Source organism: Bacillus mesophilus (assembly GCF_011008845.1).
GTDB classification, from domain to species: Bacteria; Bacillota; Bacilli; order Bacillales; family SA4; genus Bacillus_BS; species Bacillus_BS mesophilus.
Window position 1 is genome coordinate 351,314 of sequence record NZ_JAAIWM010000005.1, and the last position, 16,307, is coordinate 367,620.

Sequence of the window (16,307 nt, forward strand, 5' to 3'; positions counted from 1 at the left end):
CCTATTTCCCGAGACAGAATTGAGAAAATAATTGGTCAATTAAACTTTCATGAACAGCGTCACCTAGAATCTCACCTAAAAGCTCCCAAGTTCTTGTTAAATCTATTTGTACTAAATCAATAGGCATACCACTTTCAATCCCCTGAATGGCATCCTGAATCGTTATATTCGCTTGTGTTAATAACGCTATATGACGTGTGTTTGATACATATGTCATATCTTGTGCTTCAATAGAACCGGCAAAGAATAAAGAAGAAATAGCTTCCTCTAATTGGTCTATTCCCACATCATTTAATAGTGATGTGGTGATAAGCGGAGAATCTGCAGCTAATTCCTTAACCCGGTCCATATTTATTTTTGATGGTAGGTCTGTTTTATTAATAATGATGATCGTATTCATACCACTAACTGCTGAAAACAGTTGCTCATCTTCAATAGTTAATTCATCATTAAAATTTAAAACAAGCAGGATTAAATCTGCTTCCTTTAAAACCTGTCTAGATTTCTCTACACCAATACGTTCGACAATGTCCTCAGTTTCTCTGATTCCAGCTGTATCGAGTAGTCGAAGAGGGACACCTCTAACATTAACAAATTCTTCGATTACATCTCTTGTAGTCCCAGGAATATCGGTTACAATTGCTTTATTTTCATGTACAAGACTGTTTAATAACGATGATTTACCGACGTTTGGCCTACCTATAATTACAGTCGAAAGTCCTTCTCTTAAAATTTTGCCCTGTTGAGAGGTCTGGAGTAACTTGCCAATCTCAAGGTGAACCTTGCGTGATTTCTCAATAAGTAAGGAATGTGTCATTTCCTCTACATCATCATATTCAGGATAATCAATATTTACCTCTACGTGAGCTAAGGTTTCCAACAGTTCTTGGCGTAATTTTTGAATTAACCTTGAGAGCCTTCCCTCCATTTGACCTAATGCAACATTCATGGCTCGGTCTGTCTTAGCACGAATTAGATCGATTACTGCCTCTGCTTGTGATAAGTCAATTCGACCATTTAAGAAGGCTCTTTTAGTAAACTCTCCTGGCTCTGCCAGTCTTGCACCACTCTCAAGTATTAATTGAAGTACTCTATTTACCGAAACTAATCCCCCGTGGCAATTAATTTCTATTATATTTTCTCTAGTAAAGGTTTTTGGTGCTTTTAATACAGTAACCATAACCTCTTCTACCACTTTTTCTGTTTTCGGATCGATGATATGACCGTAATGTATAGTATGGGAAGGTACTTCTGTTAACTGCTTACCTTTAAAGATTCTATTTGCAATCGGGATACTTTCCTCTCCGCTCAAACGAACGATTGCAATAGCTCCTTCCCCCATTGGAGTGGATATTGCTGCTATTGTATCTAGATCCATGGCTATGGTTTCACCTCTCTCTTCTTCCTACTTCTCTTTTCTCTCTAATAAAATTATCCACAAGTATCGTTTAGGTCTATTATTCCCCATTTTTTATATTATCAATCTTATCCACTGTGGATAACTTGTCCGACACAATTCTCCATATACCAATTCTAACTTATCCACAACACTACTGACAATAATAAAACAGTATTTGGACGATGAATTTGCACTATGTTTGTCACATTTTAGAGTTTTTCATAAAAAAATACGCAAACACTCTGTTTTCCCTGACAAGTAAATCTTGCTTTAGAACGGTAAGAGTTAATTTGTTCAAGGCTCTTAATGCCTGCGCGATTTAGCCATAATAGCTATACTTATAGCTTCTCTACTTACACAAAAAAAATCCTAGATTCAAATGATTGAATCTAGGATTTCAACAGACTATTTCTTTGGTGAAATAACTAGGTGTCTATATGGTTCTACTCCAGTAGAAAAGGTTTTTACTTGTTTATTTTTTATTAATGAAGAATGGATAATCTTTCTTTCAAAAGATGGCATGGGTTCAAGAGGAACATCTTTCCCCGTTCTCAAAGCTTGATCAGCTAATCGTCCGGCTAAAATGACTAAAGTTTCTTTTCTCCGTGCTCGGTAATTTTCTGCATCAATAACAATGGTCGTAAACTGATGTGTATGTCGATTGTAAACTAGCTGAGCAAGATATTGAAGAGAATTAAGAGTAGAACCTCTTTTTCCTATTACCTTTGCAATATCTTTTCCTGTCAGCTTAAAGTTCACTTCACGATCCTTCTCTGTCACCGTGATGATCGCATCAATACCCATTTTACTAACTACATTTTCTATAAATTGCTTTGCTTCTTGAACTGGATTAACTTTAACAGTAACCTTTACAACCGAAAGCCTAGCTCCAAATAAACCTAGAAATCCTTTTTTACCTTCGTCAATAACCTCGATGTTAACATCATTTCTATTTGCTTGTAATTGAGCTAAGGCCGACTCTAATGCATCATTAACACTTGGACCAGTAGCCGTTACCTCTTTCACTTTTTCGCTTCCCCCGCATTTCCTGAAAGATCCTTTAATTCAGGGCCTTTGATTAAGAAAGTTTGGACGATCATAAAGATATTACCAACTACCCAATATAGAGATAGTGCTGCTGGGAATGTAACCGCAAAAACAACGATCATAATTGGCATGATCCAAAGCATCATAGCCATTTGAGGGTTTTGCATTGCAGCTCCACTAGCCATCATAATCTTCTGTTGAATAAACGTTGTAATACCTGCTACTACAGGTAGGATAAAGTATGGATCTGGCTCTCCTAGATCAAACCATAAAAAGTTATGAGTCGAGATTTCACCAGTTCTCATGATTGCATGGTAAAATGCAATCAGAATTGGCATTTGTATTAAAATCGGCATACATCCAGCTAGTGGATTTACTCCATGCTTTTGGAATAATGCCATCGTTTCTTGTTGTAACTTCTGCTGTGTCTTTTGATCCTTTGAGCTATATTGCTCACGTAGCTTTTGCATTTCAGGTTGTAATGCCTGCATTGCTTTTGAACTTTTCGTTTGTTTGATCATTAAAGGTAGTAAAGCGAAACGAATAATCAGTGTTACAATAATAATGGATAGTCCGTAGCTTTCTCCTAATAATTCTGCAAAATAAATGATTAACCAAGATAATGGATAGACAAAATACTTATTCCATACTCCTTCACTTTCTGCAGTGATCGGCACATTTACTTCTGTACAGCCTGTTAAAGTTGCTAGAACAAGCAGCAGGCCTATGAATATTGCTAACCTTTTCTTCACTACTAATGAATCCTCCTTTAAACATCCAACAATCGTATGAATAATTGCTGATTCCTATATTGAAGTCTCTTAATTTAAGAAAGACTTCTAGAATATCTTCGTAACAATACTTACTTACCAGAAATATTGTATCATCTTTCATCGAAAATATCTTTTATATGAACAAATAAAAGCATGACAAATTCAGCAACGATTTTGTCGAAAAATCAACTCTTAGCGTCGTTGCAAAATTTTTGCCCTTTTACAAACATGTTCTAGCGAAGCTTTTACTTCATGATAATCCATGTCTGCAGTTGGTTTTCTAGCAATAATTACAAGTTCCTTGCCGCTTTTAATATAATCCTTAAATTCAAACATAACCTGTCGAATCAACCGTTTTATTCGGTTACGCGTTACTGCATTACCGATTTTTTTACTAACTGAAAGACCAATTCTAAAGGTTTGATTACCTGGATCATCTAGTACATAAATGACAAACTGACGATTCGCAGTAGAGATCCCCTTTTTAAAAACAGCCTGGAAGTCTTCATTTTTTTTAATTCTGTGTTGTTTATTCATAGATAACACTCCAATTTTGCGATACAAGTTGATATCTTTGCCATCGTACCTCAAAATTCTCTATTTTATACCCTATTTAGTAAATCAAAAATGACAATAATATTTGAATTTATCCCAATTCTAACTGAAAAAAAGACCACTGTTCAGACAGTGGTCTTAAGCTGATAATACCTTTCTTCCTCTTTGACGACGACGAGCTAATACTTTTCTTCCATTTGCACTGCTCATGCGGCTACGGAATCCGTGAACTTTACTACGCTTACGCTTATTAGGTTGGAATGTACGTTTCATTATTTATGACACCTCCTGAAAATTTAATCTCGCAATTAGATTTCTCTAACTACATTATAACACTAGGCAATTCCCTATATGAAAGGACCTTAGTTCATGCATTGATTCAGATCATACCTTATTTAGCAATCTAAAAGTATAGGAATTGCTCATAAACAACAAAACAATCTTTAATGCTCATAACTTTTAATAAAAAAAATTAGCTAAAGACAGTCTTTATAATTATAGAGAACGAAACTAATAAATGTCAACTTGATTTCCAAAAACCCAATAATTTCTTTTTTATGTTATTTTTAAAAATTAAACTAAAAATGTGGTTTATCCCGCTTTTAATCTTACCATTTTACATTTTAGTAACTCAAATAAAAGTTTGATCAGTAAAAATTCCTCTTAGATTCTCGTCTCACTTGCGAGTTATTAAATTCCTAATATGTACTGCACTTTTATCGTTTAGATTAAGAAGATCTCTACTTCTCAAGGAAATTTAGCTTTTTACTTAAGGTCTAAGGTCCTTCCACCATACAATCAGGTTAGGAACAGCCTTTACGGAAGAATCTTCGCTTACTTTTTTGTATCTGGACAGTGTTCTTTCCACTTGCTCGCTCCGTTTCACTTCTGTCTAAATTCAATATCAATTATTTTTACGAAAATAGTATTACGGAGTCTCGTTAGAAAAAGCTCCTGCTCGTTACTTCGTAGGTTAATTTGGCTTATTGATAAAACAAGCCAATGCAGAGCTACATTACGAAAGGAGCTATTTAAAGGATTTCTCAAAAATCGTTTTAAACATATCAATCTGGATATTTACTCAATACTTAATACCAATTTTTAAATAATTATATTAATGTACCTAAAAACTAATCCAGGTTTTGTTTCGAGCACACCGAACTGAATTTTTTATATTAACACTCTAATCTTTTAGTTTCGATTCTTTCTTCTTTTTTTATCATTATTACTACTTCACCAATGTAACTTCTCTTCAAAGCACCCCTTCTTCTTTTTTGAAATTAAGTTTCTTACTCTCTCCGAAAAAATGTGCTTTTGAGCATAAGTGCCCTTAGTTAGGCTTACACTATTTTACAGAGTCTTTTTTCTACATGATTTAGCTGGATAAAGTTGTATTTTTAAACTTAGAATTTCTTCCTTATACCTTTACCTTAAATTTGTTGATTTTCCCCCAAAAACCTACCTGTGGATAATTTCATTAACCTTCTCAAACATATTTCAACAGTTATCGACAAGTTTTACACAGTATCTTGTGTTGTGGATAAAAAATACCCACAAGTTGTTGTGGTTGTGGATAAGTATTAAAAAACCGTTGCATTACGGTATTTATTTTGATACTATAGTTATGTTTTCACTCTTAATTAATGACAATGACATATTAGACTATCCACAGGTTGTGGATAGATTGTGGATAGATTATACAGAGGCTGTTAAAAAGGTTGTCCACAAACAGTGAATACTGTCGAAAACCCACTTTTCTACTATATATATGTTTACTAACAGGTACTGTGGAAATGTATAGTTATTCAACGCTATGCAACGCCTTATACAAAGATTGTACAGGGTGAATTTGGAGCAAAGGAGGGATAGTTTGGAAAATATCTCTGACTTATGGGATAAAGCCTTAAAAGAAATTGAGAAAAAGTTGAGTAAGCCTAGCTTTGAAACGTGGTTAAAATCAACAAAAGCACATGCTCTTCAAAATAATACATTAGTGATCACAGCTCCAAATGAATTTGCTAGAGATTGGTTAGAGTCCAGATACTCTTCCCTAATTGGTGAAACAATCTATGATATTACTGGAGCAGAGCTAGAGATTAAGTTCATCATTCCTCAAAATCAGATGGAAGAAGACTTTGATCTTGTGATGCCAAAGAAAAAAACTCAAAAAGTTGATGATGAGCCTCACGAGTTGCCGCAAAGTATGTTAAATCCTAAATATACCTTTGATACCTTTGTAATTGGTTCAGGTAACCGCTTCGCTCACGCTGCTTCATTAGCAGTAGCAGAGGCTCCTGCAAAAGCCTATAACCCGCTATTTATATATGGTGGTGTAGGATTAGGGAAAACTCACTTAATGCACGCGATTGGACATTATGTAATCGACCATAATCCATCTGCAAAGGTTGTTTATTTATCATCAGAAAAATTCACAAATGAGTTCATTAACTCGATTCGAGATAATAAAGCTGTTGATTTTAGAAATAAATATAGAAGTGTTGATGTTCTTTTAATAGACGATATTCAGTTTCTTGCTGGAAAAGAACAAACACAAGAGGAATTCTTCCATACATTTAATACCCTTCATGAGGAAAGTAAACAAATTGTCATTTCCAGTGATCGACCACCTAAAGAAATCCCAACACTAGAAGATCGTCTTAGATCAAGATTTGAATGGGGATTAATCACAGATATTACTCCTCCTGACTTAGAAACAAGGATAGCTATTTTACGCAAGAAGGCTAAAGCTGAAGGGCTAGATATTCCTAATGAAGTCATGCTTTATATTGCTAATCAAATTGACTCAAATATTCGAGAATTAGAAGGTGCCTTAATACGAGTAGTTGCCTATTCATCATTAATTAATAAAGATATTAATGCTGACTTAGCAGCTGATGCATTAAAAGACATTATTCCAAGTTCTAAGCCTAAAGTAATTACTATTCTTGATATACAACGTATCGTTGGGCAACAATACAACATAAAGCTAGAGGATTTTAAAGCAAAAAAGAGAACGAAATCTGTTGCCTTTCCAAGACAGGTTGCTATGTATCTATCAAGAGAACTAACTGACTTTTCATTACCTAAAATAGGTGAAGAGTTTGGTGGACGCGATCATACAACCGTCATTCATGCACATGAGAAGATTTCAACCTTGCTACAATCAGACTCACAGCTTCAAAAACAGATAAAAGATATTCAAGGACTCTTAAAGAACTAATTTATTCTCTTAATAGTGTGTATAACAGGAACATACTTACGCACAGTCTGTCCACATGTGGATAGACTGTGTTCCTTTCTTCTATTGAGGTTATCCACAAATCCACAGGCCCTATTACTATTACTACTATTTTTTAAATAAAATATTATTATATGAGTAGGCAAATCGATTTATGACGAAATGAGGTTTTTAACAATGAAATTTTCAATTCAAAAGGATTATCTTGTTCAAGGTGTTCAAGATGTAATGAAGGCAGTTTCTTCTAGAACCACGATTCCTATTCTTACTGGTATAAAAATGGTAGCTTCAGAAGATGGCGTTACACTAACTGGAAGTGATTCAGATATCTCAATTGAATCTTTTATCCCATTAGAAGAAGCAGGAGATGAAATTGTAGAGGTTGAACAAAGAGGAAGCATCGTCCTACAAGCACGTTTCTTTAGTGAAATTGTAAAAAAGCTACCTCAGGATACTGTTGAGATCGAGGTCATTAATCAACTACAAACTGTGATTCGTTCAGGTAAAGCAGAATTTAACCTAAATGGAATTGATGCAGAAGAATATCCAATGTTACCAGTCGTAAGTGAAGAAAATGTGTTTTCTATCCCTGCAGATTTACTAAAACACATGATCAGACAAACAGTATTTGCCGTATCAGCTTCTGAAACAAGACCTGTTCTTACAGGTGTTAACTGGAAGATTGAAAATAATGAGTTACAGTGTATTGCTACAGATAGTCATCGTTTAGCTTTCCGTAAGGCTTTAATTGAATCTGCTAATTCAATACCTGGAGCGAATGTAGTTATACCAGGTAAGAGCTTAAATGAATTAAGTAAAATTCTAGATGATACAACTGATAAAGTTGATATCTTTATGACGGAACAACAAGTACTATTCAAAATGAAGAATATATTATTCTTCTCTAGATTATTAGATGGAAATTATCCAGACACCTCACGATTAATCCCAACTGAAAGCAAAACGGATATATTCCTTAATGGCAAGGAATTCCTTCAAGCAATTGATCGTGCTTCACTTTTAGCTAGAGAAGGAAGAAATAATGTTGTTAAATTTAGTACATTAGAAAATGGTTTAGTAGAAGTTTCTTCTGATTCTCCAGAGATTGGGAAAGTAACAGAAGAGCTACAGAGTGAGAAGATCGATGGAGAAGAGCTAAAAATCTCCTTTAGTGCAAAGTTCATGATGGATGCACTAAAAGCTATTGATGGAACAGAAGTAAAAATTAGCTTTACTGGTGCGATGAGACCATTCTTTATCCAACCAGTAAATGATGATAAAACGTTACAGTTAATTCTTCCAGTAAGGACATACTAGTATAAGTATTGCGGTTAACTAGCTCTGCTAGTAGACTCAATAGTCGATCATTCATTAGTGATCTGAACTTGGAAGGGTTCTAAATATGTATAAAAGAAAGCTACGAAGGCAATGAAAGTTTAACTTCCCTTCTAGCTTTCTTTTATTGTTCTTTAAAATCTAGTACAATTAGATATATACAAATATAAGAAAGCAGGAGATAGAATGACAAAGGAAGTAACCATTCATTCAGAATATATTACTCTTGGGCAATTTCTTAAGTTAGCTGATATTATTGATTCAGGTGGTATGGCAAAGTGGTTCTTACAAGAACATCATATTACTGTAAACGGAGAAGAAGATAACAGACGTGGGAGAAAACTTCGTGATGGAGACTCCATTGTTATTAAAGACGTAGGAAGGTTTACAGTTAGTACAAAAGAATGATATGTGGGGGAATTCCCTTTGTATATAGAAAATATAGTTTTAACGAACTATCGAAGCTACAAAAAAACAGAGGTAGCTTTTGAAAATAAAGTGAATGTAATCCTCGGAGAAAATGCTCAAGGAAAGACCAATTTGATGGAAGCGATCTATGTTTTAGCTATAGCAAAATCTCATCGAACATCAAATGATAAAGATCTTATTAGATGGGACGAAGATTATGCTAAAATAGAAGGTAGAGTAATTCGGAGGAAAGGACCGGTTCCTCTCCAACTTGTCATATCGACAAAAGGAAAAAAAGCTAAGTTAAATCACATTGAGCAACAAAGATTAAGTCAATATATAGGTGCTATGAATATTGTGATGTTTGCTCCTGAGGATTTAAATCTAGTTAAAGGTAGTCCACAGGTAAGAAGAAGATTTCTTGATATGGAGATTGGCCAAGTATCGCCCAGATATATGCATGATCTTAGTTCCTATCAAAAAATTCTCCAACAGCGAAACCACTATTTAAAGCAATTACAAAAACAAAAAGATAGAAACACAACTATGCTAGAGGTTCTTACCTCTCAATTAACAGAAGTGGCTGCGAAGATTATAATAAAGCGATTCGAGTTTTTAGATTTACTTCAAAAATGGGCAGAACCTATTCATAAAGGAATCAGTAGAGGACTCGAAACGTTAGAAATACAGTATAAGGCTTCAATTGATGTATCAGAGAAGACAGAATTGTCGAAAATGGTAGAAGTATATGAACAAAAGTTTGCTAAAATAAGAGATAGAGAAATTGAACGTGGAATGACATTGGCTGGACCGCATCGTGATGATCTCCTTTTTTTCGTTAATGGAAAGGATGTCCAAACATTTGGTTCACAAGGCCAACAACGTACAACAGCTCTTTCATTGAAATTAGCAGAAATAGAACTCATACATTCGGAAATTGGGGAATATCCTATTTTACTTTTAGATGATGTCTTATCTGAATTAGATGACTTTAGGCAATCTCATTTACTTAATACCATTCAAGGAAAGGTACAAACGTTTGTTACCACGACTAGTGTGGAAGGGATTGACCATGTGACTTTGAAACAGGCTGCTCAATTTAGTGTGAACGCAGGTGTAATTGAGAAGCTGAAATGAGGTGGAAGATTGTTTATTCACTTGGGAGAGAACGTCGTTGTCCCGATTAGAGAAATTGTAGCTATACTAGATGGACAGTTGTTTTACTCATCAACGATTGTTCAAGAATTTATTGATGGCCAAAGTAAAACGAAAGAAATTATTGAGATTTCTACGACAATGAAAACAATCATCGTCACTTTAAATCAAATCTATTTTTCCCCATTAGCATCTGTCACATTGAAACGTAGATCTACACAATTGTTTGAAACTGGACAGATCAATCTGGAAAATGAGCAATAGTGCAATATCGTTATTGTTAAATATAGATTGTTACAAATACACAATTAGTTTTAAAACATGTAACAAAAAATCGTAGCTTTAGATTCTCTAAAGTTAAAGTGTAGGTGGAATATGTGGTTATGGAACAAAAAGAAATGCAACAACAGCAGGCATATGATGAAAATCAGATTCAAGTCTTAGAAGGCTTAGAAGCTGTAAGAAAACGTCCAGGTATGTATATTGGTACCACAAGTGCAAAGGGTCTTCACCATCTTGTATGGGAGATTGTTGATAATAGTATTGATGAGGCTTTAGCTGGTTATTGCTCAGAAATTAACGTAGTCATTGAAGAGGATAATAGTATAACTGTAAAGGATAATGGTCGTGGTATCCCTGTAGGAATCCATGAGAAAATGGGAAGACCTGCAGTTGAAGTCATTATGACTGTCCTTCATGCCGGTGGTAAATTTGGTGGTGGTGGTTATAAAGTTTCAGGAGGATTACACGGTGTAGGTGCATCTGTTGTTAATGCTTTATCCACGGTGTTAGAAGTGTATGTCCACCGTGATGGGAAAATTCACTATCAAAAGTTTGAAAGAGGAGTACCAGGTGAGGATTTAAAGGTGATTGGAGAAAGTGATGTTACTGGAACAATTGTTCACTTTAAGCCTGATCATGAAATTTTTACAGAGACCCTTGAATATGATTATGATACATTGGCAAATAGAATTAGAGAACTTGCATTTTTAAATCGTGGTTTAACGATAACGATTGAAGATAAGCGAGAAGATCGTAAAAAATCAAATGAGTATATGTATGAAGGTGGAATTAAATCCTACGTTGAGCATTTAAACCGTTCCAAAGAGGTTGTTCACGAGGAAGTAGTGTTTGTTGAAGGTGAAAAAGATAATATCTCAGTAGAGATTGCTCTTCAATATAACGATAGTTACACAAGTAATATTTACTCTTTTGCTAATAATATTCACACTTATGAAGGCGGAATGCATGAGGTTGGATTCAAAACCTCACTGACGCGTGTAATAAATGATTATGCAAAAAAGAATAATCTTTTAAAAGACAATGAGAGCAATCTTACTGGTGAGGATGTTCGTGAAGGCTTAACTGCGATCATCTCTATTAAACATCCTGATCCTCAATTTGAAGGCCAAACGAAAACAAAGCTAGGTAATAGTGAAGCAAGAACTGTTACAGAAGCAACATTCGGTGAAACCTTTGATAAATTTATGCTAGAGAATCCTTCTGTTGCTAGAAAAGTAGTAGAAAAGGGAATCATGGCTGCTCGTGCTAGAATGGCTGCTAAGAAAGCGAGAGAGTTAACTAGAAGGAAAAGTGCCCTTGAGGTTTCTAGTTTGCCAGGAAAATTAGCAGACTGCTCTTCAAAAGACCCTGCTATTAGTGAAATCTATATAGTTGAGGGTGACTCAGCGGGTGGATCAGCAAAACAAGGAAGAGATCGACATTTCCAAGCTATTCTGCCTTTACGTGGTAAGATTATAAATGTTGAAAAAGCAAGACTTGATAAAATACTTTCAAATAATGAAATTCGTGCGATGATTACAGCTCTAGGTACTGGAATTGGCGGAGAGTTTGATATTACAAAAGCACGTTATCATAAAGTGGTAATTATGACTGATGCGGATGTAGATGGAGCTCATATCAGAACTCTGTTATTAACATTCCTATATCGTTATATGCGTCCAATTATTGAGCATGGATATATTTATATTGCTCAGCCTCCATTGTATAAAATTCAACAAGGTAAGAGAATTGAATATGCCTACAATGAGCGTGAGCTTGAAACATATCTATCCACATTACCAAGCCAACCAAAACCTGGTATACAGCGTTATAAAGGTTTAGGTGAGATGAATCCTACACAGTTATGGGAAACCACGATGGACCCTGAAACTAGGACATTATTACAGGTTACTCTTCAAGATGCGATTGAAGCTGATGAAACATTTGAAATGCTAATGGGTGATAAAGTAGACCCAAGACGTAATTTCATTGAAGAAAATGCACAATATGTTAAAAATCTAGATATTTAAAAAACTTTGAATATGCCCAATTTCCTCAAGGAGGAACAATATGTCTGAAAACCGTAAACCACAAGTAAAAGAAATAAATATTAGTCATGAAATGCGTACATCATTCTTAGATTATGCAATGAGTGTAATTGTTTCACGTGCCCTTCCCGACGTTCGGGACGGGCTAAAACCTGTTCACCGTCGTATTTTATATGCGATGAATGATTTGGGAATGACAGCAGATAAAGCTTATAAGAAGTCTGCTCGTATCGTTGGAGAAGTAATTGGTAAATATCATCCACATGGTGATTCAGCTGTTTATGAAACGATGGTAAGGATGGCACAGGACTTCAACTATCGTTATATGCTTATTGATGGTCATGGAAACTTTGGATCTGTTGACGGAGATGCAGCTGCAGCTATGCGTTATACAGAAGCAAGAATGTCCAAAATTGCGATGGAACTGATTCGTGACATTAACAAAAACACAATTGATTATAAAGATAACTATGATGGCTCTGAGCGGGAACCAATTGTATTACCTGCACGTTTCCCTAATTTACTAGTAAATGGAGCAGCGGGAATTGCAGTTGGAATGGCAACAAATATTCCTCCACATCAACTAGGAGAAGTAATTGATGGAGTGCTAGCTGTTAGTAAGGATCCTGAAATTTCTATTCCAGAACTAATGGAAATTATCCAAGGACCTGATTTCCCTACATCTGGTCAAATTCTTGGTAGAAGCGGTATTAGAAAGGCCTATGAAACAGGACGTGGCTCCATCATTATTCGAGCTAAGGTAGAGATTGAGGAAAAGGCAAATGGAAGACAAACAATCATTGTCAATGAAATTCCATACCAAGTAAATAAAGCGAAGCTTATCGAAAAAATTGCAGAGCTTGTTCGAGATAAAAAGATAGACGGTATTACTGATCTTCGTGATGAATCAGATCGTAACGGAATGCGAATCGTAATAGAAGTTCGAAGAGATGCCAATGCCAATGTACTTCTTAATAACCTGTATAAGCAAACAGCACTTCAAACTAGCTTTGGAATCAATATGCTTGCACTTGTAGATGGACAACCTAAAGTTCTTAATCTAAAAGAAGTACTATATCATTATTTAGAACACCAAAAAGTAGTTATTCGTAGACGTACTCAATATGAGCTTGAAAAAGCGGAAGCACGTGCACATATTCTTGAAGGTTTACGTGTGGCATTAGATCACTTAGATGAGGTCATTGCTTTAATTCGTAGATCTCAAACAACTGAGATTGCTAAAGAAGGATTAATGACCACTTTCTCTCTTTCTGAAAAGCAAGCACAAGCAATATTAGATATGCGTTTACAACGCTTAACCGGCTTAGAAAGAGAAAAGATTGAAGAGGAATATCAAGGACTTGTTGCATTAATTGCTGAGTTAAGAGCAATTCTTGCGGATGAAGAGAAAGTTTTAGAAATCATTCGTGAAGAACTTAACGAAATCAAAGAGCGATTCAATGATAAGAGAAGAACAGAAATCGTAGCTGGTGGGGCAGAAATGATTGAAGATGAGGATTTAATTCCAGAAGAAAAAATCGTCATTTCACTTACTCACAAAGGTTACATCAAGCGTCTTCCTGCCTCAACTTACCGTTCTCAAAAACGTGGTGGACGTGGAATTCAAGGAATGGGTACAAATGAGGATGATTTTGTTGAACAGCTGCTAACAACCTCTACCCATAACACAATCCTATTCTTTACGAATAAAGGAAAAGTATATAGATCAAAGGGCTATGAGATCCCTGAATACAGCAGAACAGCAAAAGGTTTACCTATTATCAATCTCTTAGAAATCGATAAAGATGAGTGGGTAAACGCCATGATACCGGTAGAAAAATTCACTGATGATGAATTCCTATTCTTTACAACAAAGCAAGGAATATCAAAGCGTTCACCATTATCATCCTTCAGCAATATCAGAACAAGTGGACTTATCGCTGTTAATTTACGCGAAGAAGATGAGTTGATTTCTGTAAGACTTACGGATGGAACGAAGGACATGATCATTGGTACGAAAAAAGGAATGTTAATTCGCTTCACTGAAACAGACGTAAGATCGATGGGAAGAACAGCAACCGGTGTTAAAGGAATTACCTTAGATGATGATGATGAAGTAGTCGGCATGGAAATTCTTGAAGATGGTTTTGATGTACTAGTTGTTACCAATAATGGCTATGGTAAGCGTACCCCTAAAGAGGAATATCGTATACAAAGTCGTGGTGGTAAGGGACTTCGAACCACAACTATAACTGATAAAACTGGACCAGTTGTAACCATAAAAACAGTTACTGGTGAAGAAGATATAATGATTATAACTGCAAGTGGTGTAATCATTCGTATGGCGACTGCGGATATCTCAACATTTGGACGATATGCACAAGGGGTAAGACTGATTCGCTTAGGTGGAGAAGAATATGTTTCAACTGTTGCAGTCGTAGAAAAAGATGAGAATGAAGAACATGCAAACGAGGATGAAGCAACAGAAGGCATGACTGAAACTGTAAGTGAAGAAGAATAATTATAATTTTTTTAAAAGAACACAACTTTGTGTTCTTTTTTTTGGTAAAATACTGGTATTAGAAATAGGTAACTGAGAGGAAGTCATATATGAAGGTCCATATTAATCAATTACGAGAGGGTTGTATATTGTCCGTGGATGTTACCTCCTTAACCAATAAACCCATTATTCCTAAGAAAACAGTATTAGATAAAGACAAGATCAAAGTGCTTCATGCATTTCTCATAAAAGAAGTCCAAGTTGAACCCACTTTAGTAAACGGTAACCCTTTCCGTCCATATGAAGTAATAAAAGAACAAGATGAAGAAATAGATCTAGATTTAGGAGTTTCGTTCAGCAGCCATTATTTAAAGGCGGTGCAGGAATTCAAAAATGTATTCCAGAGCTGGCAAGCGGGAATACAAGTAGATATTGTAAAAATTAGAAAGTTCTTTATCCCTTTATTAGAAAGAAGTATAAAGACTCCATCAGAAATATTTATGCTTCATCACTATTCTATAAAGGATGATTATTTATATCATCATTCTGTAGCAGTAGGTCTATTAGCGGGTCACTTAGGAAATAAGCTTAATTATGAGAAGGGGCAATGGATACAGATTGCTTTAGCAGGGCTTCTTTCAGATTGTGGAATGGCAAAGGTAGACACAAGAATATTAAATAAGCAAACAGCCTTATTACCCGAAGAGTATAACGAAATAAGGCAACACCCTTCACATGGCTATAAAATGCTTCTCAATCTACCGGTGATCAGGGAGGGTGTAAAGTTAGGTGTATTTCAACATCATGAGCGCCTTGATGGTAGTGGTTATCCACTTGGTCTCAAGGGGGACAAGATACATCCATTTGGCAAAATCTTAGCTGTGGCAGATGTTTATCATGCAATGACATCAGAAAGAGCTTATCGATCAAAGCAATCTCCTTTTAAAGTTTTAGAATTAATTATTCAAGATAGTTTTGGCCAATTTGATATCTCTGTTATTCAGGCATTAACCTCTGGAATAGCAAATTTCTCAATTGGTACAAAAGTAAGACTCTCTGACCGACAAGTAGGAGAAATCGTTTTTGTTGAGTCTAAGTCTCCAACGAGACCCATGGTTAAGCTAGAAGGTAATGGAGAATTTATTCAGTTGTCACAAAGACGAGAATTATATATTGATGAAATATTGTAGTGAAGGAATAACTTCCTTCACTTTTTTCTATGTTTTGGTACTTGTTACTTTTTAAGAGAGATGATAATATATTAAAAGTCAGACTAAGTTAGTTTAATTACTGACTTTCAAAATAACAAAAAAAGTTGTTGACTTTGATTTGCAACGTGTGATATATTTATAAAGTCGCTTCTGAGCGATGACATAAAAAGTTCTTTGAAAACTAAACAAAACGTCAAGCGTGTTGGTCTTTAAAAACCAACGCAAGTAATAAATTTTTAAATCTACTATTTAGTTATTTTAGCTAACGCGAAAAAACTCAGTAGATTGCCGGTGTAATGAGCAATCAAACACTTTATTGGAGAGTTTGATCCTGGCTCAGGACGAACGCTGGCGGC

The 16,307-nt window shown here is 35.3% G+C and carries 13 protein-coding genes; 8 read left to right on the forward strand and 5 right to left on the reverse strand.

Translation table 11 applies throughout. The features are described from left to right. Position 1 precedes the first annotated feature (1 nt). The 5 genes from mnmE to rpmH all read right to left on the reverse strand — a co-directional run bounded on the left by mnmE (position 2) and on the right by rpmH (position 4,047). Complete coding sequence (gene mnmE / locus G4D63_RS15650; RefSeq protein WP_163180603.1) at positions 2–1,378, reverse strand: tRNA uridine-5-carboxymethylaminomethyl(34) synthesis GTPase MnmE; 1,377 nt, start codon at positions 1,376–1,378, stop codon at positions 2–4. 426 nt (positions 1,379–1,804) lie between these two features. Then, positions 1,805–2,425 (reverse strand): RNA-binding cell elongation regulator Jag/EloR, encoded by a 621-nt coding sequence (jag, locus tag G4D63_RS15655; protein ID WP_163180604.1) that lies wholly within the window; start codon positions 2,423–2,425, stop codon positions 1,805–1,807. Continuing rightward, entirely contained in the window at positions 2,422–3,198 is a 777-nt protein-coding gene (gene spoIIIJ / locus G4D63_RS15660) for a YidC family membrane integrase SpoIIIJ (protein ID WP_163180605.1), read from the reverse strand. The genes jag and spoIIIJ overlap by 4 nt, the downstream gene beginning before the upstream one ends. Positions 3,199–3,411: 213 nt before the next feature. After that, on the reverse strand, positions 3,412–3,756 hold the full coding sequence (gene rnpA, locus G4D63_RS15665) for a ribonuclease P protein component (RefSeq protein WP_163180606.1): 345 nt from the start codon (positions 3,754–3,756) through the stop codon (positions 3,412–3,414). Between the two features lie 156 nt (positions 3,757–3,912). Beyond that, a complete protein-coding gene (rpmH, locus tag G4D63_RS15670; RefSeq protein WP_163180607.1) occupies positions 3,913–4,047 on the reverse strand; it encodes a 50S ribosomal protein L34 in 135 nt (44 codons plus the stop codon). Positions 4,048–5,644: 1,597 nt separating this feature from the next. Here rpmH and dnaA point away from each other — a divergent pair. From dnaA to G4D63_RS15710, 8 genes are all read left to right on the forward strand, one after another. Continuing rightward, positions 5,645–6,994 (forward strand): chromosomal replication initiator protein DnaA, encoded by a 1,350-nt coding sequence (gene dnaA, locus G4D63_RS15675; protein ID WP_163180608.1) that lies wholly within the window; start codon positions 5,645–5,647, stop codon positions 6,992–6,994. Positions 6,995–7,189: 195 nt separating this feature from the next. Further along, on the forward strand, positions 7,190–8,329 hold the full coding sequence (gene dnaN / locus G4D63_RS15680; protein ID WP_163180609.1) for a DNA polymerase III subunit beta: 1,140 nt from the start codon (positions 7,190–7,192) through the stop codon (positions 8,327–8,329). A 204-nt stretch (positions 8,330–8,533) separates the two neighbouring features. Beyond that, positions 8,534–8,755: a S4 domain-containing protein YaaA gene (yaaA, locus tag G4D63_RS15685; protein WP_163180610.1), complete on the forward strand. Its 222-nt coding sequence runs from the start codon at positions 8,534–8,536 to the stop codon at positions 8,753–8,755. Positions 8,756–8,773: 18 nt separating this feature from the next. Continuing rightward, positions 8,774–9,892, forward strand: a complete 1,119-nt coding sequence (gene recF, locus G4D63_RS15690; RefSeq protein WP_163180611.1) for a DNA replication/repair protein RecF — start codon at positions 8,774–8,776, stop codon at positions 9,890–9,892. Between the two features lie 9 nt (positions 9,893–9,901). Beyond that, positions 9,902–10,174 carry an extracellular matrix regulator RemB gene (gene remB / locus G4D63_RS15695; RefSeq protein ID WP_163180612.1) on the forward strand — a complete coding sequence of 91 codons (273 nt, stop codon included), beginning with the start codon at positions 9,902–9,904 and terminating at the stop codon, positions 10,172–10,174. Between the two features lie 119 nt (positions 10,175–10,293). Next, positions 10,294–12,222 carry a DNA topoisomerase (ATP-hydrolyzing) subunit B gene (gene gyrB / locus G4D63_RS15700; RefSeq protein WP_163180613.1) on the forward strand — a complete coding sequence of 643 codons (1,929 nt, stop codon included), beginning with the start codon at positions 10,294–10,296 and terminating at the stop codon, positions 12,220–12,222. Between the two features lie 40 nt (positions 12,223–12,262). Continuing rightward, positions 12,263–14,761, forward strand: a complete 2,499-nt coding sequence (gyrA, locus tag G4D63_RS15705; protein WP_163180614.1) for a DNA gyrase subunit A — start codon at positions 12,263–12,265, stop codon at positions 14,759–14,761. Between the two features lie 89 nt (positions 14,762–14,850). Then, positions 14,851–15,930 carry an HD-GYP domain-containing protein gene (locus G4D63_RS15710; RefSeq protein WP_163180615.1) on the forward strand — a complete coding sequence of 360 codons (1,080 nt, stop codon included), beginning with the start codon at positions 14,851–14,853 and terminating at the stop codon, positions 15,928–15,930. Positions 15,931–16,307 lie beyond the last annotated feature (377 nt).

Excerpts from the sequence above, each read along its gene's own strand:
- mnmE (WP_163180603.1), bottom strand. The coding sequence starts at position 1,378 with ATGGATCTAGATACAATAGCAGCAATATCCACTCCAATGGGGGAAGGA.
- rnpA (WP_163180606.1), bottom strand. The coding sequence starts at position 3,756 with ATGAATAAACAACACAGAATTAAAAAAAATGAAGACTTCCAGGCTGTT.
- rpmH (WP_163180607.1), bottom strand. The coding sequence starts at position 4,047 with ATGAAACGTACATTCCAACCTAATAAGCGTAAGCGTAGTAAAGTTCAC.
- dnaN (WP_163180609.1), top strand. The coding sequence starts at position 7,190 with ATGAAATTTTCAATTCAAAAGGATTATCTTGTTCAAGGTGTTCAAGAT.
- yaaA (WP_163180610.1), top strand. The coding sequence starts at position 8,534 with ATGACAAAGGAAGTAACCATTCATTCAGAATATATTACTCTTGGGCAA.
- gyrB (WP_163180613.1), top strand. The coding sequence starts at position 10,294 with ATGGAACAAAAAGAAATGCAACAACAGCAGGCATATGATGAAAATCAG.
- gyrA (WP_163180614.1), top strand. The coding sequence starts at position 12,263 with ATGTCTGAAAACCGTAAACCACAAGTAAAAGAAATAAATATTAGTCAT.
- G4D63_RS15710 (WP_163180615.1), top strand. The coding sequence starts at position 14,851 with ATGAAGGTCCATATTAATCAATTACGAGAGGGTTGTATATTGTCCGTG.